Source organism: Mesorhizobium australicum WSM2073 (genome assembly GCF_000230995.2).
Classification (GTDB): Bacteria; Pseudomonadota; Alphaproteobacteria; order Rhizobiales; family Rhizobiaceae; genus Mesorhizobium; species Mesorhizobium australicum.
In genome coordinates this window covers 853,861-870,841 of record NC_019973.1, presented here as the reverse complement: position 1 = coordinate 870,841, position 16,981 = coordinate 853,861, and the positions used below count along the sequence as shown (strand labels likewise).

Below are 16,981 nucleotides of genomic sequence, written 5' to 3'. Positions count from 1 at the left end.
AAGCGAAGGTCGGCGAACGCAAAAAGCGGCACCCGGCTGGCGGCGGCGATCCTGCTCAGGCGAGAAACCGCATGAGCCTGTGCATCCTCGCCGCCGGCAAGAGCGTGACGCTCGGCGTTGCCGCCTTCACATTGTCCTGGGCGCATTCGGTGGAGCGGACGCGCTGGGAGGAAGACTGGAAGGTGACGCCCTCCGGCCTGCAAGTAGTCGAGGCCCGTATCAAAGGCTCAGGTGCCGGCATGGAGCCGCCGGAAGGTGCGGTGCTGAAGGATGGCTGGTGGGCCTATTCGCCCAAGGTCGGGCCGCAGCCCCGTCTCGTGCTGGCGGCCTCCGGCGCGACGGCCGGTGGCTGGACGCTGTGCACGTCCCAGGATTGCCGCGAACTGGGTAAGGCGGCGGGCGGCGCGATTGTGCTCCAACCCTGTGTGGCCGATCGCTTGAGCCGGCTGCGGTAGCGCGCATTCATCCGATTGGCCGCAACCAGGCGCGACGCTCTCGAAGAGGATCAGCGGCTGCACCGAAGGGTTCAGAGGGACGGCTTGCGTGGGATGGCTCGTCCGCGGACGCGCGGTCACGCTGGCCTCGGCTGCTTATGTCCTATGACACCAAGCCAGCCGATGGCGGCATCAAAGACGCGGCGTTGCCGCACGCCGGCGGTCGGCCAGGACAGGGCGTTCGGCGCGATAGGCGGTGGCGCGGCTGTCGGCGTCCGGCCTGCAGATGCGGCTGTTGTGGCGGCTTTCGAAGCTCATGGTCAGTGCGCGCCCAGCGACGTGCCGCGACGGGCGCAGGCCGGACCGGGGCCACGCATGTAATAGCGCTCGGGCCGATAGGTCGGCGCGACGAATTCGCGGATAGCGGCGGCATAGCCGATGAGTTGCGTGAGGAAGTTCATTTTACCTGGTCCCTGTCCCGATTTTCGGACGTCCCTTCCGAAGTGCGAGAACGATAGCATCGAGGCGTGAATACTCAGTGAACGTGATGTTAATTTTTGGTCGAAAACCCGTCGCTTCATGGCCGGATTGCGGCTGATTGGGGGTGTTTCGACGCCTTTTGTCACCATTTCGGTTGGTGTGACTTTTGCATCACATATGTTTCGTTTGAATGTCGCCTTGGCGCGCTTGTGTTTCAACTTTCGTGCCGCCCGGGAATTTCCTGCCGTGCGGCCGCGAGCGCTCGGAACCGGCCCCACCAATGGACGTTGAGTTCCAAGAACCGGCATTGCCGGCTCACAGGCACTGCCCAGGCAAGGCCGGGATCTCCCGAACAAGCAAGAGCAATGGAAAGGTTGAAATCATGGGCTTCTTTTCGAAGGACATCAAAACGCTGGACGACCTCTTCGTGCACACGCTGCGCGACATCTATTATGCCGAAAAGCAGATCGAGAAGGCGCTGCCGAAGATGGTCGACAAGGCAACCGATCCGCAATTGAAGGCCGGCTTCGAAAAACACCTCGAGCAGACCAAGGGCCATATCGAACGCGTCGAGCAGGTGTTCGAGCTGCATGGCGTCAAGGCCAAGCAGGTCAACTGCCCGGCCATCGACGGCATTCTCGAGGAGGCCGACGACGTCAGCGGCGATGTCGACGACAAGGACGTTCTGGATGCCGCGCTGATCGCCTCCGCGCAGGCCGTCGAGCACTATGAAATGACCCGCTACGGCACCTTGATCGCCTGGGCCAAGCAGCTCGGCCGCAGCGACTGCGCCAATGTGCTGGCCAAGAATCTCAAGGAAGAGCAGGCGACGGATCGCAAGCTGACCGAAATCGCGGAAAGCAAGATCAACCTGCAGGCCGCCGAATAGGGGCTGAAAGCCGGGGCCGGCGGCAACCGCGCCGGCCCCGGCCGGACCGGGTTGGAACCGAGCGGGGTGGTCGCCCGTTCCAGCTGATCTTTCTCACGGGGAAATCATCATGGCGCCGCGCCCGGCCTGGAAAGGCTATCTGAAGCTCTCGCTGGTCACCTGCGCCATCGAACTGACCAACGTGGTCACCCATGCCGACAAGGTCTCGTTCCACATCCTGAACCGCAAGACCGGCAATACGGTGAAGCGGATCTATGTCGACGCCGAGACCGGCAAACCGGTGGAGGACGGCGACGAGATCAAGGGATACGAGATCGAAAAGGGCGACTTCGTCCATATAGAGGAGGAGGAGATCGAGGCGGTGCAGATCGAAACCTCGCACACGATGAGCCTCGACGGCTTCGTCGACAAATCCTCGATCCGGCAGATCTATCTCGACACGCCCTACTATGTCGCGCCAGCCGACAAGGTTTCGGAGGAGGCGTTCGCCGTCATCCGCGACGCGATGGCGGGCAAGAAGATGGCCGGGCTGGCGCGCATCGTTCTTTATCGACGCGAGCGTCCAGTGGTCATCGAGCCGCTCGGCAAGGGCATGGTGCTGACCACGCTGCGTTACGACAACACGGTGCGCCAGCCGGAGACCGTCTTTGGCGACATCGAGGCGGTGAAGACCGACCAGGAGATGACCGATCTGGCCGAGCTCATCATCGACAAGAAGAAGACCAAGTTCGATCCCTCGAAATTCGACGACAAATATGAGGAAGCCCTGCTCGAGCTGATCCGCGCCAAGAAGGCGGGGCACAAGGCGCCCAAGGCCAAGGAGGCGCCCAAACCCTCCAATGTCGTCAACCTGTTCGACGCGCTGAAGAAGAGCTTGTCGTCGGATTCGGCGCCAACCAAGTCGTCCCCGGCGAAAGCCAAGCCGGCGGCCAAACGTGCCAAGGCGAAAAGCGTTGCGCCGAAGCGCAAATCGGCCTGAGGATACGAGATGGCCAGCAGCCTCGAACAGTATCATTCGAAGCGCGACTTCAAGAAGACCGCCGAGCCGGCCGGCAAGGTTGCGCGCGGCAAGAAGGCCGGCGGCATCTTCGTCGTCCAGAAGCATGCCGCCACAAGGCTGCATTACGATTTTCGCCTCGAGCATGACGGCGTGCTGTGGAGCTGGGCGGTGACGCGCGGTCCGAGCCTCGACCCGCACGAAAAGCGGCTGGCCGTGCATGTCGAGGATCATCCCATCGACTATGCCGGCTTCGAAGGCACCATCCCCAAGGGCGAGTATGGCGGCGGCTCGGTCCTCGTCTGGGACGAGGGCACCTGGATGCCCGAGGGCGATCCGGCCAAGATGATGGCGAAGGGGCACATCAACTTCGAGCTCGAGGGCCACAAGCTGCGTGGCAAGTGGCACCTGGTGCGGCTGCGGCCGCGGCCCGGCGAAAAACGCGACAACTGGCTGCTGATCAAGTCGGACGATGCCGCCGCACGCCCCGGCGAGGATATTCTGCAAGACGAGCCGAAATCGGTGAAATCAGGCCTGACGATCGAGGAGGTCGGTGAAGGCAAGGCGGCCAAGGGCGAGAAGCCGAAGGTCTGGCATTCGAACAAGCCGGCCGCCGGCAAGGCCAAGACCGGCGGCAAGAAGCTCGATTTCATCGAGCCGCAGCTCGCCACGCTGGAGCGCGACGCACCGTCGGGCCAGGACTGGCTGCATGAGGTGAAGTTCGACGGCTACCGCATGCAGGCGCAGATCGCCGGCACCGACGTTCGGCTCCTGACCCGCACCGGCCTCGATTGGACGGAAAAATTCGGCGGCGAGATCGCGGCCGAACTCGCCGGGCTGAAATGCAGCGACGCCATCCTCGACGGCGAGATCGTCGTGCTGGCCAACAGCGGGGTATCGTCCTTCGCGCTGCTGCAGCAGGATCTTTCGGCGAAGCGGACGAACCGCTTCATCTATTACGTCTTCGACCTGATGCGGCTCGACGGCAAGGATTTGCGCCGCGAGCCGCTTGTCGAGCGCAAGCAGGCCCTGCAGGCGCTGCTCGGCGAGCCGTCCGACACCGCGGCGGTGCGTTTTTCCGACCATTTTGCCGAACCCGGCAAGATCATGCTGGAACATGCCTGCCGCATGGGGCTGGAAGGCGTCGTCTCAAAACGCGCCGATGCGCCCTACCGGAGCGGGCGCGGTCCGGCATGGGTCAAATCGAAATGCACGGCACGGCAGGAATTCGTCATTGGCGGCTATCTGCCGTCGGACAAGACCGGACGCGGCCTGCGCTCGCTGCTGGTCGGCTATTTCGAAGGCGGCAGCCTGCACTATGCCGGCCGTGTCGGCACCGGCTTCTCCACCAAGAGCGCCAACGACCTGAAGAAGAAGCTCGATGCGCTGAAGGCGGACGCCTCGCCCTTCGATGCGGCCGTGCCGAAGGGCAAGGGCCTGGTCTGGGTCAAGCCGGAACTGGTCGGCGAAGTGGAGTTTCGCAGCTGGACGTCGGACCGTATTATACGCCATGCTTCGTTCCAGGGGCTGCGCGAGGACAAGCCGGCGGAGGAAGTCGTGCAGGAAAAGCCCAATGCAACGGGAACAGGGGCAGCGGGAACCAAAACAGCGACAGGCAAAAGCCCCGCCAAGGCCAAGCCGGCGGCAGGCAGCGCCATTACGGCAGCAACAGCGGCGAAAACCAGCGTGAAGCTGTCCCACCCGGACAAGCTTCTGTGGCCCGACGAAAAGATCTCGAAGCAGGCCCTGCTCGATCACTACGCGCTGGTATGGCCGCGCATGAAGCAATTCGTGGTCGACCGCCCGCTCAGCCTTGTCAGGGCGCCCGATGGCGTCGGCGGCCAGCGTTTCTTCCAGAAGCATGCCTCGCCCGGCATGCATGCGAAGATCGAAAAGACCAAGGACCCCACGGATGGCGAGGAAATCCTGTTCATCCGCGATTTCGACGGCATCGCGGCGCTGGTCCAGCTCGGCGTGGTCGAGATCCACATCTGGGGCTGCACCATCGACAAGCTTGAACAGCCCGACCAGGTCGTCTTCGACCTCGACCCCGACGAGGGCGTCGATGTGAAGGCGGTGCGCGAGGCGGCGCTCGACATCAGGGGCAAGCTCGACGAGCTGTCGCTGCCCAATTTCGTCAAGACATCGGGCGGCAAGGGCTTTCACGTCGTCGTTCCGCTGAAGCCGTCGGCGGATTGGGCCGAGGTCAAAGGCTTCGCCCATGATTTCGCCAGGGCGCTGGAGCAAGGCGCGCCGGACCGTTACACCGCGACGCTGTCGAAGAAGGCGCGCACGGGGAAGATCTTCGTCGACTACCTGCGCAACGGCAGCGGCGCGACCACCGTCGCGCCCTACTCCTCGCGCGCCAAGAAAGGCGCGACGGTGTCGATGCCGGTGACCTGGGCCGAGATCGAGGCCGGCCTGCCACCGAACGCCTTCCCGATCGGCGACAAGACGACGCTGAAACGGCTCTCGGAAGCCGATCCGTGGGTGGATTTCTTCAAGAAGGGGAAGGTGCTGAAGCGGGGCTAGCTCGACTTTCGGCGCGCCGACCTCACCCCAAAAACACCCTCTCGAACGCCTGCTTGCCCGGCGGCGAGAAAATCACCGCGCGGCTGTCCTTCTCGCGGCGCGCCCATTTCTCGGCAAGGATCTTGTCGAGGATGGCGGCGCCAAGCGTCCCGGCGAGGTGCGAGCGCCGCACGCTCCAGTCGAGGCAGGCGCGGCACACCGGCCGCCGCGGCTTGGTGTGGACATCGATGCCGATCGCCGCGAAATGCGATGCGGCGGACGGCCCGAGCCTGATCTCCTTGTCGTTGCGGACCAGTATGTTTTTCTCGACAAGGCGGTCCAGCATCGCAACGGCCTGCTCGCCCGCAAGGTGATCGTAGCAGACGCGCGCGACGCGCATCGCGCCGTCGCGCGGGCCCGGCCGCACGCGCTTGGGGCCAACGGCTTCCGCAACGCCGGTGATGGCCTCGATCATGCCGGCCACTTGCGGGCCGGCCAGACCGTAATAGCGATGCCGGCCCTGGCTGGCCAAGGTCAGCAGCCCGCCCTCCATCAGCTTGGACAGATGCGAGGAGGCGGTCGGCAGCGACACGCCGGCCTCCAGCGCCAGTTCGCTCGCGGTCAATGCCGTGCCGCCCATCAGGGCGTTCAGCATGTTGGCGCGGGCCGGATCGCCGACCAGGCTGGCGATGCGGGCAATGTCGGGTCCTTCACGCATGGTTTGATCCTCATCGAAGCATTCTTGTCAGATAACCATTATTCTCCGACGGGATCAAGGAGACGAGGATGGCCGCACGAACCGCTTTCACCCCCGAACCGGTGCCCCGCCGCCAATCGTTCCCGTTCGTCACCTGGGCCCGCTCACGGCTGCTGGCCCGCTGGTACGACCGCCATTCGCAGCGCCGCGACCTCTCGGAGATCGACGACCACCTGCTGCGTGACCTCGGCCTGACACGGGAGGATGTGCGCCGCGAATGCGCGAAATCCTTCTGGCAGGTGTGATCGCCAACTCATCTGCCTAGCAGATCGGGTGGCACGACGTTTCGACGCCGCCCGAACTGTCGCCGCTAAACACCCAAGGAGCCGACCATGACCATCACCTGCTTCATCCGCTATGAGATCGACCCGTTCGGCAAGGCCGCCTTCGGGGAGTATGCCCGCAACTGGGGTCAGGCCATTCCGCGCTGCGGCGCCGATCTGATCGGCTATTTCGCGCCGCATGAGGGCTCGGCCACGACGGCCTATGCCGCCTACAACATCGAAAGCCTCGCCGCCTACGAAGCCTACCGCGCCCGGCTTGCCGCGGACCCCGCCGGCAAGGCAAACTATGAATTCGTCAGGCGCGAACGCTTCATCCTCAAGGAGGACCGCATGTTCCTGAAACTGGCTTCCGGCCCGCATGCGCCGCTGGTCAAGCTATGATCGCCGTCATCTTCGAGGTGCAGCCTGCGCAGGGCCGGCGCGAGGCCTATCTGAGCATAGCCGCCGACCTGCGTCCGCTGCTCGACGGCATTGACGGCTTCATCTCCGTCGAGCGCTTCCAGAGCCTGGCCGACCCGAACCGGGTGCTGTCGCTGTCGTTCTGGCGCGACGAGGAGGCGGTGAAGGCCTGGCGCAACACCGAAGAGCACCGGCAGGCGCAGCGGGCCGGGCGCGGCGGTATCTTTGCCGGCTATCGATTGCGGATCGCGCACGTGCTGCGCGACTACGGACTGGCCGAGAGGGACGAGGCGCCAGCGGACAGCCGGGCCGTGAATGGGTGAGAGTTATTGGGCTGACGTTGGCGCCGCCCCTCACCTGCCTGCCATCGCCGGTTTCGCCAATCGCCAGCGTTGGAAGAAAGGAGCCAGCGCTGCAGCCAGCCTCCTTCTCCCCGTCACTATACGGGGAGAAGTGCCCGGCAGGGCGATGAGGGGCAGCGCTGACCTCGCCACTTTGTTTACGCATTCCCGATCAGCACGCCCGCCGCGAACACCAGGGCGCCGCCCAGCACCACCTGGAAGGCGGCGCGCAGGAACGGGGTCTGCATGTAGCGGTTCTGGACGAAGGCGATGGCCCACAGTTCGAAGAACACCACCACGGCGGCTACCGCCGTCGCGGTCCAGAAATGCGGGATGAGATAGGGCAGCGCGTGGCCGAGGCCGCCCAGCGTCGTCATGATGCCGACGGTCAGGCCGCGCTTGATCGGTGAACCCCTGCCCGACAGCTTGCCGTCGTCGGAAGCGACCTCGGTGAAGCCCATCGAGATCCCGGCGCCGATCGAGGCGGCGAGACCGACCAGAAGCGTCTGCCAGGTGTCATGGGTGGCAAAGGCGGCGGCGAAGATCGGCGCCAGCGTCGATACCGACCCGTCCATCAGCCCGGCCAGGCCCGGCTGCACATAGGTGAGGATGAACTGGCGCTGCTCGGCGGTCGCCTCCTCGACCTTGACTTCGCCCGGCACGTGTTTCTGCTCCAGCGCATGCGCCGAGCTTTCATGGCCCTGTTCGGCCGCGGCCAGATCGTCGAGCAGCTTGCGGGTCGAGGCGTCGGTGGTGCGCTTGGCCGCCTCGACATAGAACAGATAAGCCTGCCGCTCCATCGCCTCGGCTTGGCGGCGCACGGCCTCGATGCCGAGCGGCCGCACCAGCCAGTCGGGCTTGCGCTCGAAATAGCCCCTCACATGTTCACGGCGGATGAGCGGAATGCGCTCGCCGAAACGCTTGCGGAAGAGTTCGATCAGCGAGTCGCGATGGCCGTCTTCCTCCTCGGCCATGGCCTCGAAGAGTTTGGCCGATTGCGGAAAGGTCTCGGACAATCCGTCCGCATAGGCCCGGTAGATACGCCCGTCATCCTCCTCCGATGAAATGGCCAGCGCCAGGATCTCCTGTTCGGAGAGTGATTCGAAGGAGCGGCGGCCGAAGCCGAAAACACGGGAAAGCATGAGGAAATCACCCTAGTTTAGAATTGTTCTAAACTATGATTTGCAACGTCCGTGGTCAATCGTGCGCTTGGCCACGGTCAAGAATAGTTGAAGCCAAGCACCGGGCATCGCTCTTCATTATCAGCGAATGTTCACCTATATATCGGACCAAGCCAAAAAAGGAACGAGCTGATGACGGCCAAGAAGCCTCCGCGCCCCTACGACCCGAAACCGGTCCTCGATCTCATCGCCAGCATCGAGGCTGACCTGCAGCGCCTGAAGGGGCTGGTCGAGCAGCAGGTCGAGAAATTCGACCCCGCCAACCCGCACAACAAGGCGCCCGACGGCAAGCTCACCGAGGAAGGCGTCGAGTGCTGCTACCGCATGTTCGACGAGGGCAAGTCGCGCTATTCGGTCGCCCAGCAGATGAAGATATCGTTTGCCGCCGCCACGCATCGGTTCAACAATTGGCGCAAGCTGGGCGGCAGCAAGCGGCAGCGGACATTGCTGGGGTGAATTGCGATATGCGGCGTGACGGCCGCAACGCTGGATGCGTTTGTGTCTTGATCACAATCGCGAACTTTGTCCCCGTCACATTTTTTCGTTGGCATCGCGCGCGCCTTTGCGTGCACCATGGCCGGATCGCATCGCCACAGGACCCGCTATGATCACCCCTCCCGGCATCGCCGACATCCACGCCGCCGCCGCACGGCTCTCGGGCCTGATCGTCGAAACCCCCTTGATCGAATCGCAGGAGCTGAACAGGCGCTTCGGCGGCCGCATCCTGTTCAAGCCGGAGACGCTGCAGCGCACCGGCTCGTTCAAGTTCCGCGGTGCCTACAACAAGCTGTCGACGCTGAGCGAGGCGGAGCGCTCGCGTGGCGTCGTTGCTTTCTCCTCGGGCAATCACGCGCAAGGCGTGGCGGCTTCCGCCGCCATGTTCGGCGTCAAGGCGGTCATCGCCATGCCGGCGGATGCACCTGGCATGAAGATCGCCAATGTCCGCAAGATGGGCGCCGAGGTGGTGCCCTTCGACCGGTTCAAGGACGACCGCATGACGGTGGTTCGCCCCTATCTTGACAAGGGCATGGCGTTGGTGCCGCCTTTCGATGATCCGGCCATCATTGCCGGCCAGGGCACGATCGGACTGGAGCTGGTCAAGCAGGCGCGGACTCTGGGTGTCGGCCTCGACGCGGTCGTCATCCCCTGTGGCGGCGGCGGCCTGACCAGCGGCATCTCGGTTGCCGTGAAGGATACCTCGCCCGGTACCGCGATCTGGGCGGTCGAACCCGAGCATTTCGACGACACGCGCCGCTCGCTGGCGGCGGGCGCCAGGGTTTCGAACGAGCTGGGCCATAGTTCGATCTGCGACGCCATCCTCACCGCCGAGCCGGGCGCGATCACCTTCGAGATCAACCGCCGCAACCTCGCCGGCGCCGTCGCCGTCTCAGAGGATGCCGTCAGGCGGGCGATGCGCGACGCCATGGCCTATCTCAAGCTGGTGGTCGAGCCCGGCGGCTGCGTCGCGCTGGCGGCGCTGTCGTCGGGCGAGATCGAGCTGTCGGGCAAATGCGTTGCCGTGGTGCTGTCCGGCGGCAATGTCGATTTCGGCACCTATGCCGGGATCATGGCGGCGTAGGGCGGCACAGGTCAGCTCTCGTCAGTCCAGCGTGCGCCTGAACCGCACCAGCGCCACGCCGGCGAACAGCGCCACGAAAACCGCCAGCCAGCCGATCTCGGTCGCCACCGCCGGCAGTTGCGCGCCCTTCAGCATCACCGCGCGGGTGATGCGCAGAAAATGCGTCAGCGGGAAGATCTCGCCGAAGGTCTGCGCCCAGTCCGGCATGCCGCGATAGGGGAACATGAAGCCCGACAGCATGATCGAGGGCAGGAAGAAGAAGAAGGTGAGCTGAAGCGCCTGCATCTGCGTGCGTGCGATCGTCGAGATCGTGTAGCCGAGCAGCACCAGCGACAGCACGAACACCAGCACCGCCGACAAAAGGAGCGTCATCGAGCCGGTGAAGGGGATGGCGAACAGAAGCTTCGACGCCGCCAGCACCACCACCACCTGCACCGCGCCGACCGCCAGGTAGGGCAGCACCTTGCCCATCATGATCTCCAGCGGGCTCGACGGCATCGCCAGGAGATTTTCCATCGTGCCGCGCTCGGTCTCGCGCGTCAGCGCGATCGAGGTCATCATCACCATGGTCATCTGCAGGATGACGCCGAGCAGGCCGGGCACGATGTTGTATTGCGAGATGCCTTCGGGGTTGTAGCGGCGGTGGACGACGACATCGAGCTGCCCCCTGGCGGCTTCCGCCGCGGCTTCCTGCGTGCCCTGCGCTCTCAGCAGCGCCTGGCCGGCGATGGTGCCGAGCGTCGAGATGGCGCCGCTGGCGACCGCCGGATCGGTGGCGTCGGCCTCGATCAGGATTTGCGGCTTGTCGCCGCGCTCGACCCGCCGGGCGAAATCGGCCGGGATGGTGACGACGAAGGCGACGTCGCCGCGCGCCATCAGGAACTCGGCCTCCTCGGCGCTTTGCGCGACATGGTCGAAGCGGTAGTAACCGGTGGTCTGCAGCGCCGCGACCATGGCGCGGGTATAGGGATCGCTGCTGGTCGCCACCAGGGCCGCCGGCAGGCTTTTCGGGTCGTTGTTGATGGCGTAGCCGAACAGCACGAGCTGGATCAGCGGCACGCCCAGCATCATGGCGAAGGTGATGCGGTCGCGCCGCATCTGGATGAACTCCTTGATCAGCAAGGCGCCGAGCCTGGCGAAGGAAAAGACGCTGTTCATGCCATGTTGTCCTTCGATCCCGACATGAACTGGATGAAGACATCCTCCAGGCTGGTCTCGCCCGGCGTCACCGTCACGCCGTTGTGCTCCCTCTCGACATCGGCAAGCGCGGCCTCGAGCTTCTCGCGGTCGGAACCGACGACGTGCAGCGTCGCGCCGAACGGCGCCACCTGGTCGACGCCGGGGCGGCCTTGCAGCGCTTGCGCCACCTCGTCGAGCTTTGGACCCTGCAGCACGAAGGTGGTCAGGCCTGCATTCTTCACCACCTCGGCGACGGTGCCGGTGGCCAGCATCTTGCCATAGGAGATGTAGCTGATGCGGTGGCAGCGCTCGGCCTCGTCCATGTAATGAGTGGAGACCAGCACGGTCAGCCCGCCGCTCGCCAGGCGATGGATCTCGTCCCAGAACTCGCGCCGCGCCTTCGGATCGACGCCGGCCGTCGGCTCGTCCAGCAGCAGCAGTTTCGGCTTGTGCATGATGCAGGCGGCCAGCGCGAGGCGCTGCTTCCAGCCGCCGGACAAGGTGCCGGCCAGCTGGTTGCGGCGCGTCGTCAGGCCGAGCTCCTCCAGCGTGCGCGAGACATAGTCCTCGACCGGCCGCAGCCGATAGAGCCGCGCCACGAATTCGAGGTTCTCGCCGATCGTCAGATCCTCGTAGAACGAGAATTTCTGCGTCATGTAGCCGACTTCGCGCTTGATCCTGAGGCTGTCGGTGCGAATGTTGAAGCCCAGCACCGTGCCTTCGCCCTCGTCCGGCGTCAGCAGGCCGCACATGATGCGGATGGTGGTGGTCTTGCCCGAGCCGTTGGGGCCGAGGAAGCCGACGATCTCGCCCTCGGCGACCGACATCGTCACATGGTCGACGACGGTCTTGTCGCCGAAGCGTTTGACCAGGCCGTGAACGTCGATGGCGTTCATTTTCCCATATCCGCGAGATCGACATCGACGATCTGGCCGGGCTGCAGCGGCCCCGCATCGCCCTCCGGCCGCGCCTCGACGAGGTAGACCAGCTTCTGCCGGTTCTCCAGGGAGTAGATCACCGGCGGGGTGAATTCGGGATCGGGCGAGACATAGCTGACGCGCGCCTTCACCTCCGGGCCACAGCCGTCGCAATGGACGCTGAGCAGGCTGCCGACCTTGACCGAGGAGAAGGCGCTTTCCGGAATATAGACGCTGAGCTTCACCGCGCCGTCGGGAAGCACCGAGATGACCGGCGCGGTCGGACCCGCCGTGTCGCCGGGATTGCGGATGACGTCGTTGACGCGGCCGGGCGAAGGCGCCGCCAACACCCGTTTGGAGAGCCGCCATTGCGCCTGATCCAGCGCCGCCTGCGCCTGTTTGACCTGATTGTCGGCGGCCTTGATCGTTTCGGCACGCGCCGGCAGGCCGCCGACCGCCAGGTTGGCCTCCGCCTGGCCGACCTGCGCATTGGCCGTCTCCAGCGTCGCGGAAGCCGTGTCGAAATCAGCCTGCGTGCCGGCGCCGCGTTTGAACAGGTCGCTGGCGCGGTCGAATTTTCGCTTGGCATCGGCGGCCTGTGCCTTGGTCATGTCGACCTCGGCCTTCAGCACGGCGATCTCTTCCGGCCGCTTGCCGACCTGGAGATCGGCATACTGCGCCTGCGCCTGGGCCAGCGCCGCCTGCGCTTGCGCCACCGCGATCTTGGCGTCGGCATTTTCGAGTGTCACCACGGTGGCTCCCGGCGTGACGCGGTCGCCGCGCTTCACCGCCACCGTCTCGACCTGCGCCACCTCGATCGGCGCCAGGAGCACATAATCGCCCTCGACATAACCGACGGCGAGCGGTGCCGCCGGCGCGCAGGCACCGAACAATTGCGCGGCGAGCGGCAGCGAACACAGAAAGCTCATTGTTTTGATCCCTTCATCCCTGGTCCCTTCCGGGCGGCCAGTATGGCGCGGAGATTGTCCGTGGTGACCGCCACCACCTTGGCGGCCTCGGCGGCGCCGATGTCGCGCCAGCCCATGCGGCGCATGACGGCCTCGCGGCCGATGCGGAAATAGATGACCTGGCCGATCAACGTGAACACGGTGAGTCGGGTGCGTTCGCTCTCGGCCGGCTCGCCGGTGGCCTGCTCCCAGATCTGGCACAGCCGACGGTGCGTCGGCTCGAAGACGCCGTCATAGATGCGGTCGAGCGCCGCCGTCGGATGCGAGAGCTCGCGCAGCACGAATTGCACGATTTCTCCGGCCTGCGGCTGAGCCACGATGAAGCCGACCATCCGCTCGAGTGCCGTGAAGAGCTGCGCGCGCGCCGCCTCAGGATCGCTTGCCGCCGCCTGTCCATGGCCGAGCCCCTCGCCAGCGCCCAGTGCCTGCCCTGCGACGCCCTGGATGGTCTCGACGATGAAGTCGGCGGCAGCGGCGCGAAGACCTTCCTTGCCGCCGAAATGATAGGCGATCGAGCCGATATTGGCCCCTGCCTCGGCGGCAATTTCGCGCGTCGAGGTGCCGTCGAAGCCCTGCCGCCCGAACAGTTTCAACGCCGCCTGGACAAGCGCGGCGCGCGTCGGCTCTGCCGGGGAGGTCTCGCGGCGGGGTCTCTTGGCATCTGGCAATTTGATCATGCCAAAGACCTTAATCAATCGATTGATTAAGGTCAACTTGTGTGCGGCGCTGTCTTGCCATCGCGCGCGGCAACCGCTTTAGTGCGCGGCCATGGGCAAGGAAGTCGAGCGTAAGTTCCTGGTCTCCAGCACCGCATGGCGGGATCTGGCGGAAGCGGATATCCGCATTCTCCAGTTCTATCTCGCCACGGCACCCGGGCGAACCGTCCGCATCCGCATCAGTGATGGGGCCTCCGCCAAGCTGACGCTCAAATTCGGCAGCAGCGCGCGCGAGCGCGACGAATTCGAATACCCGATCCCGCTGGCGGAGGCGGTGGAGATGCTGGACTTCGCCATCGGACGTGTCATCGAGAAGACACGTCACCATGTTAGGCATCGCGGCTATCTCTATGAAGTCGATGTCTTTGGCGGTGCACTGGCGGGACTTGTGGTGGCCGAGCTCGAGACGCCGGAAGAGGTTCCGGACGAAATGCTGCCTGACTGGCTCGGCCGGGAAGTGACCGGCGAGCAGAAATTCTACAACGCGTCGCTCGCCCTCGGGGGGATACCGGAGATCGCCGCATGAGCTTTCGTATCGATCCGCGCCTGCCGCTGACCGGCGAGGTCAGGCGTATCCTTGCCGAGGAGATCGGCAAGGCCCTGCTGCATCTGGAGACGGCGCACACCCGGCCGGAACAGGGGCTGCACAAGTGCCGCAAGCGGCTGAAGAGCGCGCGTGCCTTGTTGCGCCTCGTTCGTTCCGGAGACGAAACATTCTGCACCACGGAGAACCAGTGCTATCGAAACGTCGCGGCGCTGCTTGCCGGTCCGCGTGAAGCCACGGCCCTGATCGAAACCATCGATCGGCTGGCGGCGGGCTTCGCCAGGGAAAGCGTCGATGGCGGACTTGATGCCGTGCGCGACAGGTTGATCGCACGCCAGCATGATCTGCACGAAGGCGCCGGCCTGAAGGCGGCGATCGGGGCGGCCACCGCCGCCTGCGAAGACGGCCTGAAGCGCATTGAAACCCTTGCTTTGCCCGATCAGCCGGAACAGGCCGCCGACGTGCTTGCCGAAGGCGCCCGCGTCGCCTTGCGCCGCGCCAGGAAGGCGCTCGACAAGGCCGGCACGCGCGGTGAGGCCGACGATTTCCATGACCTGCGCAAGGCGGCCAAGACGCATGGCATGCACCTGTCGCTGCTGGGCAGGCTGTGGCCGACCCCGATCAAGGCGAGGCGCAAGGCCGTGGATGAACTGGGCGAGCGGCTCGGTGAACTGCATGATGTGTTCGTCATGCGCGCGCTGCTCGAGGCGGACAGCGAGCCGCTGGGGCCGCCCGAGGACACAAAACTTCTCGGCAAGTTGCTCAAGCGCTCGGAAAAGAGCCTCAGGAAAGCCTGTCTCGCCGAGGCCGCCGAACTGTTCGGCGACAGCCCCAGGCACGCGACGAAAAAGCTCGCCCGCAAGGCACGCGACGATCTCGCCGGCGCCTCGTCCGCTGATGATCTTGCCGCCAGTGCCGGCTGATGGGCGGCGGACCTCGGCCGGTCTAAGCGGGTAGCGGCCGCCGGCCTTTTGCCAGGGAAGGCTGGTCCTCCATCCGCGCCCCGGCGTCGCGTGGATGCGGCCCGATCGGCATGATCGCCTCGAATGGCGTGGCGCCAAAGGCAAAGGTCCATTTGTAGCCGATCAACCCGTCCTCGGGCGTGGTGTGCTGGTCGTGATGGGCCAGCAGTCTCGCCCGGTCGGCCAGTTCCTCGGCCTCGCGCCGCACCATCTCCGCCGTCTCCGGACGCATTCGCCTGGAGAAGCTGACGAAGGTCGCCTCCTTCTCGATATGGGTGATAGCCCAGCCGATGAAATTCTTGTTGGTCATTTCGAACAGCGGCCTGAGCGGCCCCTCGAAATTCCACTGGATCGGCGTTTCGACCAGCAGTTTCGCCGACAGGCCACGGCCAAGCGCGATCAGGCCGAGTTGCTCGAGGTCGCGCAGATAGAGGAACATCGAGGCCTCACTCAGGCCTTGCGAGCGCATGATGCCTTCAGGCGTGAATTTTTCCGACAGCATGACGAAGACGAACAGCAGCGCCGGCCGGCCGGCGAGCCGGCGCTCGATCTCGGGCGCGATGTGGTTGACCGGCCCCGGCCCGCGGTTCATCGAGCCGAGCACGTTTTCCAGTTCGACGCCGGCGGCGGCGCAGATCTCCACCAGCCGGTCGAGCTTGCAGTTCTTCTCATGGAAGATGCGCTTCACCGTCGGCTCGGAAACGCCCATCCGTTCGCCGAGCTCACGATAGGTGACACCCTTGGCCTTCAGTGTCCGTTTCAGCGCCTCGAAGATCGGGCCGTTCATGGGATGCGCCTCTTGCCGGCTGTTTCGTATCGATATTCGATACTAGCTTCAATCCGCCTTCCCGAGAAGTATCGAAAATCCTAGCTGTTCACCGACATTCCCAGGAGAGCAGCCATGAACATTGTCGTCACTTCCGCCGTCATCGCCGCCATCGGCATTGCCGCCGCCCAGGCCGCCCAGGCCGACGAGCTCTGGCGCGCAACGGGCCTCGAACAGCCTGAATCGGCGCTGTTCGACGCCGCCAACGGCCGCATCATCGTTTCCAACATCGTCGGCAATCCGGGCGACGCCGACGGCAACGGCTACCTCAGCCTGCTGTCAATGGATGGCAAGATGGTGAGCCAGCACTGGACCGACGGCATGGACGCGCCCAAGGGCATGGCGATATCGGGCGGCAAGCTCTATGTCGCCGACATCACCAAAATCCGTGTCGTCGACCTCGCCAGCGGCAAGCTCATCGCCAGCATCGTGGTCCCGAATGCCGTTTTCCTGAACGACATGACGTCGGATCGGTCCGGCAAGGTCTACGTCACTGACATGCTGGCCGACACGATCTACCGCATCGACGGCGACAGGCCGGAGCTGTTCGTCAAGGATCCGCTGCTCGCCTCGCCCAACGGCGTCTTCGCCGATGGCGACAGGCTGATCGTGGCCTCCTGGGGCAAGGGCATCAAGGCCGACTTCAGCACGGCCGAGCCCGGCGGGCTGCTGGCGGTCGACATCGCCAGCAAGGCGGTGACGCCGCTGGCGGGCGCCCAAAACTTCGCCGACCTCGACGGCGTCGTCGCCATCGGCGGCACCATCTATGCCACGGCCTACATGACCGGCACGCTCTATCGATACAGGACCGGCGGCGGGCCGGAAGCGGTGGCGCATTTCAAGCCGGGCAGCGCCGATATCGGCACCGACGGCAAGTCGATCCTCTACGTGCCGCTGATGAACGAAGGCGAGGTCGCGGCGCTCAAGATCGAATGAGCGCTGGCGTCCGCACGACCTTCGCTGACAGCCGTGGATGGAGCGTGGTAGGACGGTCCCTCCACGGCAATGGTCAAGGAG

The 16,981-nt window shown here is 65.0% G+C and carries 21 protein-coding genes; 12 read left to right on the top strand and 9 right to left on the bottom strand.

What is annotated here, in order from left to right:
* Window positions 1–71 precede the first annotated feature (71 nt).
* Entirely contained in the window at window positions 72–455 is a 384-nt protein-coding gene (locus MESAU_RS04070) for a DUF1850 domain-containing protein (protein WP_015314783.1), read from the top strand.
* 171 nt (window positions 456–626) lie between these two features.
* Here MESAU_RS04070 and MESAU_RS32175 read toward each other — a convergent pair whose 3' ends face one another.
* Window positions 627–752 (bottom strand): hypothetical protein, encoded by a 126-nt coding sequence (locus tag MESAU_RS32175; protein ID WP_263484918.1) that lies wholly within the window; start codon window positions 750–752, stop codon window positions 627–629.
* 2 nt (window positions 753–754) lie between these two features.
* Entirely contained in the window at window positions 755–895 is a 141-nt protein-coding gene (locus MESAU_RS29830; protein WP_015314782.1) for a hypothetical protein, read from the bottom strand.
* Window positions 896–1,296: 401 nt separating this feature from the next.
* On the opposite strand from MESAU_RS29830, the gene MESAU_RS04065 reads away from it, so the two are divergent.
* The 3 genes from MESAU_RS04065 (at window position 1,297) to ligD (ending at window position 5,332) form a co-directional block, all read left to right on the top strand.
* Entirely contained in the window at window positions 1,297–1,803 is a 507-nt protein-coding gene (locus tag MESAU_RS04065; RefSeq protein ID WP_015314781.1) for a YciE/YciF ferroxidase family protein, read from the top strand.
* 109 nt (window positions 1,804–1,912) lie between these two features.
* On the top strand, window positions 1,913–2,782 hold the full coding sequence (gene ku / locus MESAU_RS04060) for a non-homologous end joining protein Ku (RefSeq protein ID WP_015314780.1): 870 nt from the start codon (window positions 1,913–1,915) through the stop codon (window positions 2,780–2,782).
* A gap of 9 nt (window positions 2,783–2,791) precedes the next feature.
* Window positions 2,792–5,332 (top strand): DNA ligase D, encoded by a 2,541-nt coding sequence (ligD, locus tag MESAU_RS04055; RefSeq protein ID WP_015314779.1) that lies wholly within the window; start codon window positions 2,792–2,794, stop codon window positions 5,330–5,332.
* A 22-nt stretch (window positions 5,333–5,354) separates the two neighbouring features.
* On the opposite strand, the gene MESAU_RS04050 is transcribed toward ligD, so the two are convergent.
* The gene (locus MESAU_RS04050; protein WP_015314778.1) at window positions 5,355–6,029 is read right to left on the bottom strand and encodes an ArsR/SmtB family transcription factor; all 675 of its coding nucleotides are present in this window, start codon (window positions 6,027–6,029) and stop codon (window positions 5,355–5,357) included.
* Window positions 6,030–6,097: 68 nt separating this feature from the next.
* On the opposite strand from MESAU_RS04050, the gene MESAU_RS04045 reads away from it, so the two are divergent.
* From MESAU_RS04045 to MESAU_RS04035, 3 genes are all read left to right on the top strand, one after another.
* A complete protein-coding gene (locus tag MESAU_RS04045) occupies window positions 6,098–6,313 on the top strand; it encodes a DUF1127 domain-containing protein (protein ID WP_015314777.1) in 216 nt (71 codons plus the stop codon).
* Between the two features lie 87 nt (window positions 6,314–6,400).
* Window positions 6,401–6,733 carry an NIPSNAP family protein gene (locus tag MESAU_RS04040; RefSeq protein ID WP_015314776.1) on the top strand — a complete coding sequence of 111 codons (333 nt, stop codon included), beginning with the start codon at window positions 6,401–6,403 and terminating at the stop codon, window positions 6,731–6,733.
* Complete coding sequence (locus MESAU_RS04035; protein WP_015314775.1) at window positions 6,730–7,074, top strand: antibiotic biosynthesis monooxygenase family protein; 345 nt, start codon at window positions 6,730–6,732, stop codon at window positions 7,072–7,074. Before MESAU_RS04040 ends, MESAU_RS04035 begins: the two co-directional genes overlap by 4 nt.
* A 176-nt stretch (window positions 7,075–7,250) precedes the next feature.
* Here the strand turns inward: MESAU_RS04035 and mbfA are convergent, their stop codons facing one another.
* Entirely contained in the window at window positions 7,251–8,234 is a 984-nt protein-coding gene (mbfA, locus tag MESAU_RS04030) for an iron exporter MbfA (RefSeq protein WP_015314774.1), read from the bottom strand.
* 171 nt (window positions 8,235–8,405) lie between these two features.
* On the opposite strand from mbfA, the gene MESAU_RS04025 reads away from it, so the two are divergent.
* Window positions 8,406–8,729 (top strand): hypothetical protein, encoded by a 324-nt coding sequence (locus MESAU_RS04025; protein WP_015314773.1) that lies wholly within the window; start codon window positions 8,406–8,408, stop codon window positions 8,727–8,729.
* Between the two features lie 148 nt (window positions 8,730–8,877).
* Window positions 8,878–9,852, top strand: coding sequence for a threonine/serine dehydratase family protein (locus tag MESAU_RS04020; RefSeq protein WP_015314772.1), 975 nt, complete (start codon window positions 8,878–8,880; stop codon window positions 9,850–9,852).
* Between the two features lie 21 nt (window positions 9,853–9,873).
* Here MESAU_RS04020 and MESAU_RS04015 read toward each other — a convergent pair whose 3' ends face one another.
* From MESAU_RS04015 to MESAU_RS04000, 4 genes are read right to left on the bottom strand one after another with little or no spacing between them, the layout of a single operon-like run.
* Entirely contained in the window at window positions 9,874–11,010 is a 1,137-nt protein-coding gene (locus MESAU_RS04015) for an ABC transporter permease (protein WP_015314771.1), read from the bottom strand.
* On the bottom strand, window positions 11,007–11,927 hold the full coding sequence (locus tag MESAU_RS04010) for an ABC transporter ATP-binding protein (RefSeq protein ID WP_015314770.1): 921 nt from the start codon (window positions 11,925–11,927) through the stop codon (window positions 11,007–11,009). Before MESAU_RS04010 ends, MESAU_RS04015 begins: the two co-directional genes overlap by 4 nt.
* Window positions 11,924–12,877, bottom strand: a complete 954-nt coding sequence (locus MESAU_RS04005; protein WP_015314769.1) for an HlyD family secretion protein — start codon at window positions 12,875–12,877, stop codon at window positions 11,924–11,926. Before MESAU_RS04005 ends, MESAU_RS04010 begins: the two co-directional genes overlap by 4 nt.
* Window positions 12,874–13,593, bottom strand: a complete 720-nt coding sequence (locus MESAU_RS04000) for a CerR family C-terminal domain-containing protein (RefSeq protein ID WP_015314768.1) — start codon at window positions 13,591–13,593, stop codon at window positions 12,874–12,876. The genes MESAU_RS04005 and MESAU_RS04000 overlap by 4 nt, the downstream gene beginning before the upstream one ends.
* A gap of 91 nt (window positions 13,594–13,684) precedes the next feature.
* On the opposite strand from MESAU_RS04000, the gene MESAU_RS03995 reads away from it, so the two are divergent.
* A complete protein-coding gene (locus tag MESAU_RS03995) occupies window positions 13,685–14,158 on the top strand; it encodes a CYTH domain-containing protein (protein ID WP_015314767.1) in 474 nt (157 codons plus the stop codon).
* Window positions 14,155–15,099, top strand: a complete 945-nt coding sequence (locus MESAU_RS03990) for a CHAD domain-containing protein (protein WP_015314766.1) — start codon at window positions 14,155–14,157, stop codon at window positions 15,097–15,099. The genes MESAU_RS03995 and MESAU_RS03990 overlap by 4 nt, the downstream gene beginning before the upstream one ends.
* Before the next feature lie 22 nt (window positions 15,100–15,121).
* Here the strand turns inward: MESAU_RS03990 and MESAU_RS03985 are convergent, their stop codons facing one another.
* A complete protein-coding gene (locus MESAU_RS03985) occupies window positions 15,122–15,925 on the bottom strand; it encodes a helix-turn-helix domain-containing protein (protein WP_015314765.1) in 804 nt (267 codons plus the stop codon).
* 114 nt (window positions 15,926–16,039) lie between these two features.
* Between MESAU_RS03985 and MESAU_RS03980 the strand changes: the two genes are divergently transcribed.
* On the top strand, window positions 16,040–16,900 hold the full coding sequence (locus tag MESAU_RS03980) for an SMP-30/gluconolactonase/LRE family protein (RefSeq protein WP_015314764.1): 861 nt from the start codon (window positions 16,040–16,042) through the stop codon (window positions 16,898–16,900).
* The last annotated feature ends 81 nt before the right edge of the window (window positions 16,901–16,981 follow it).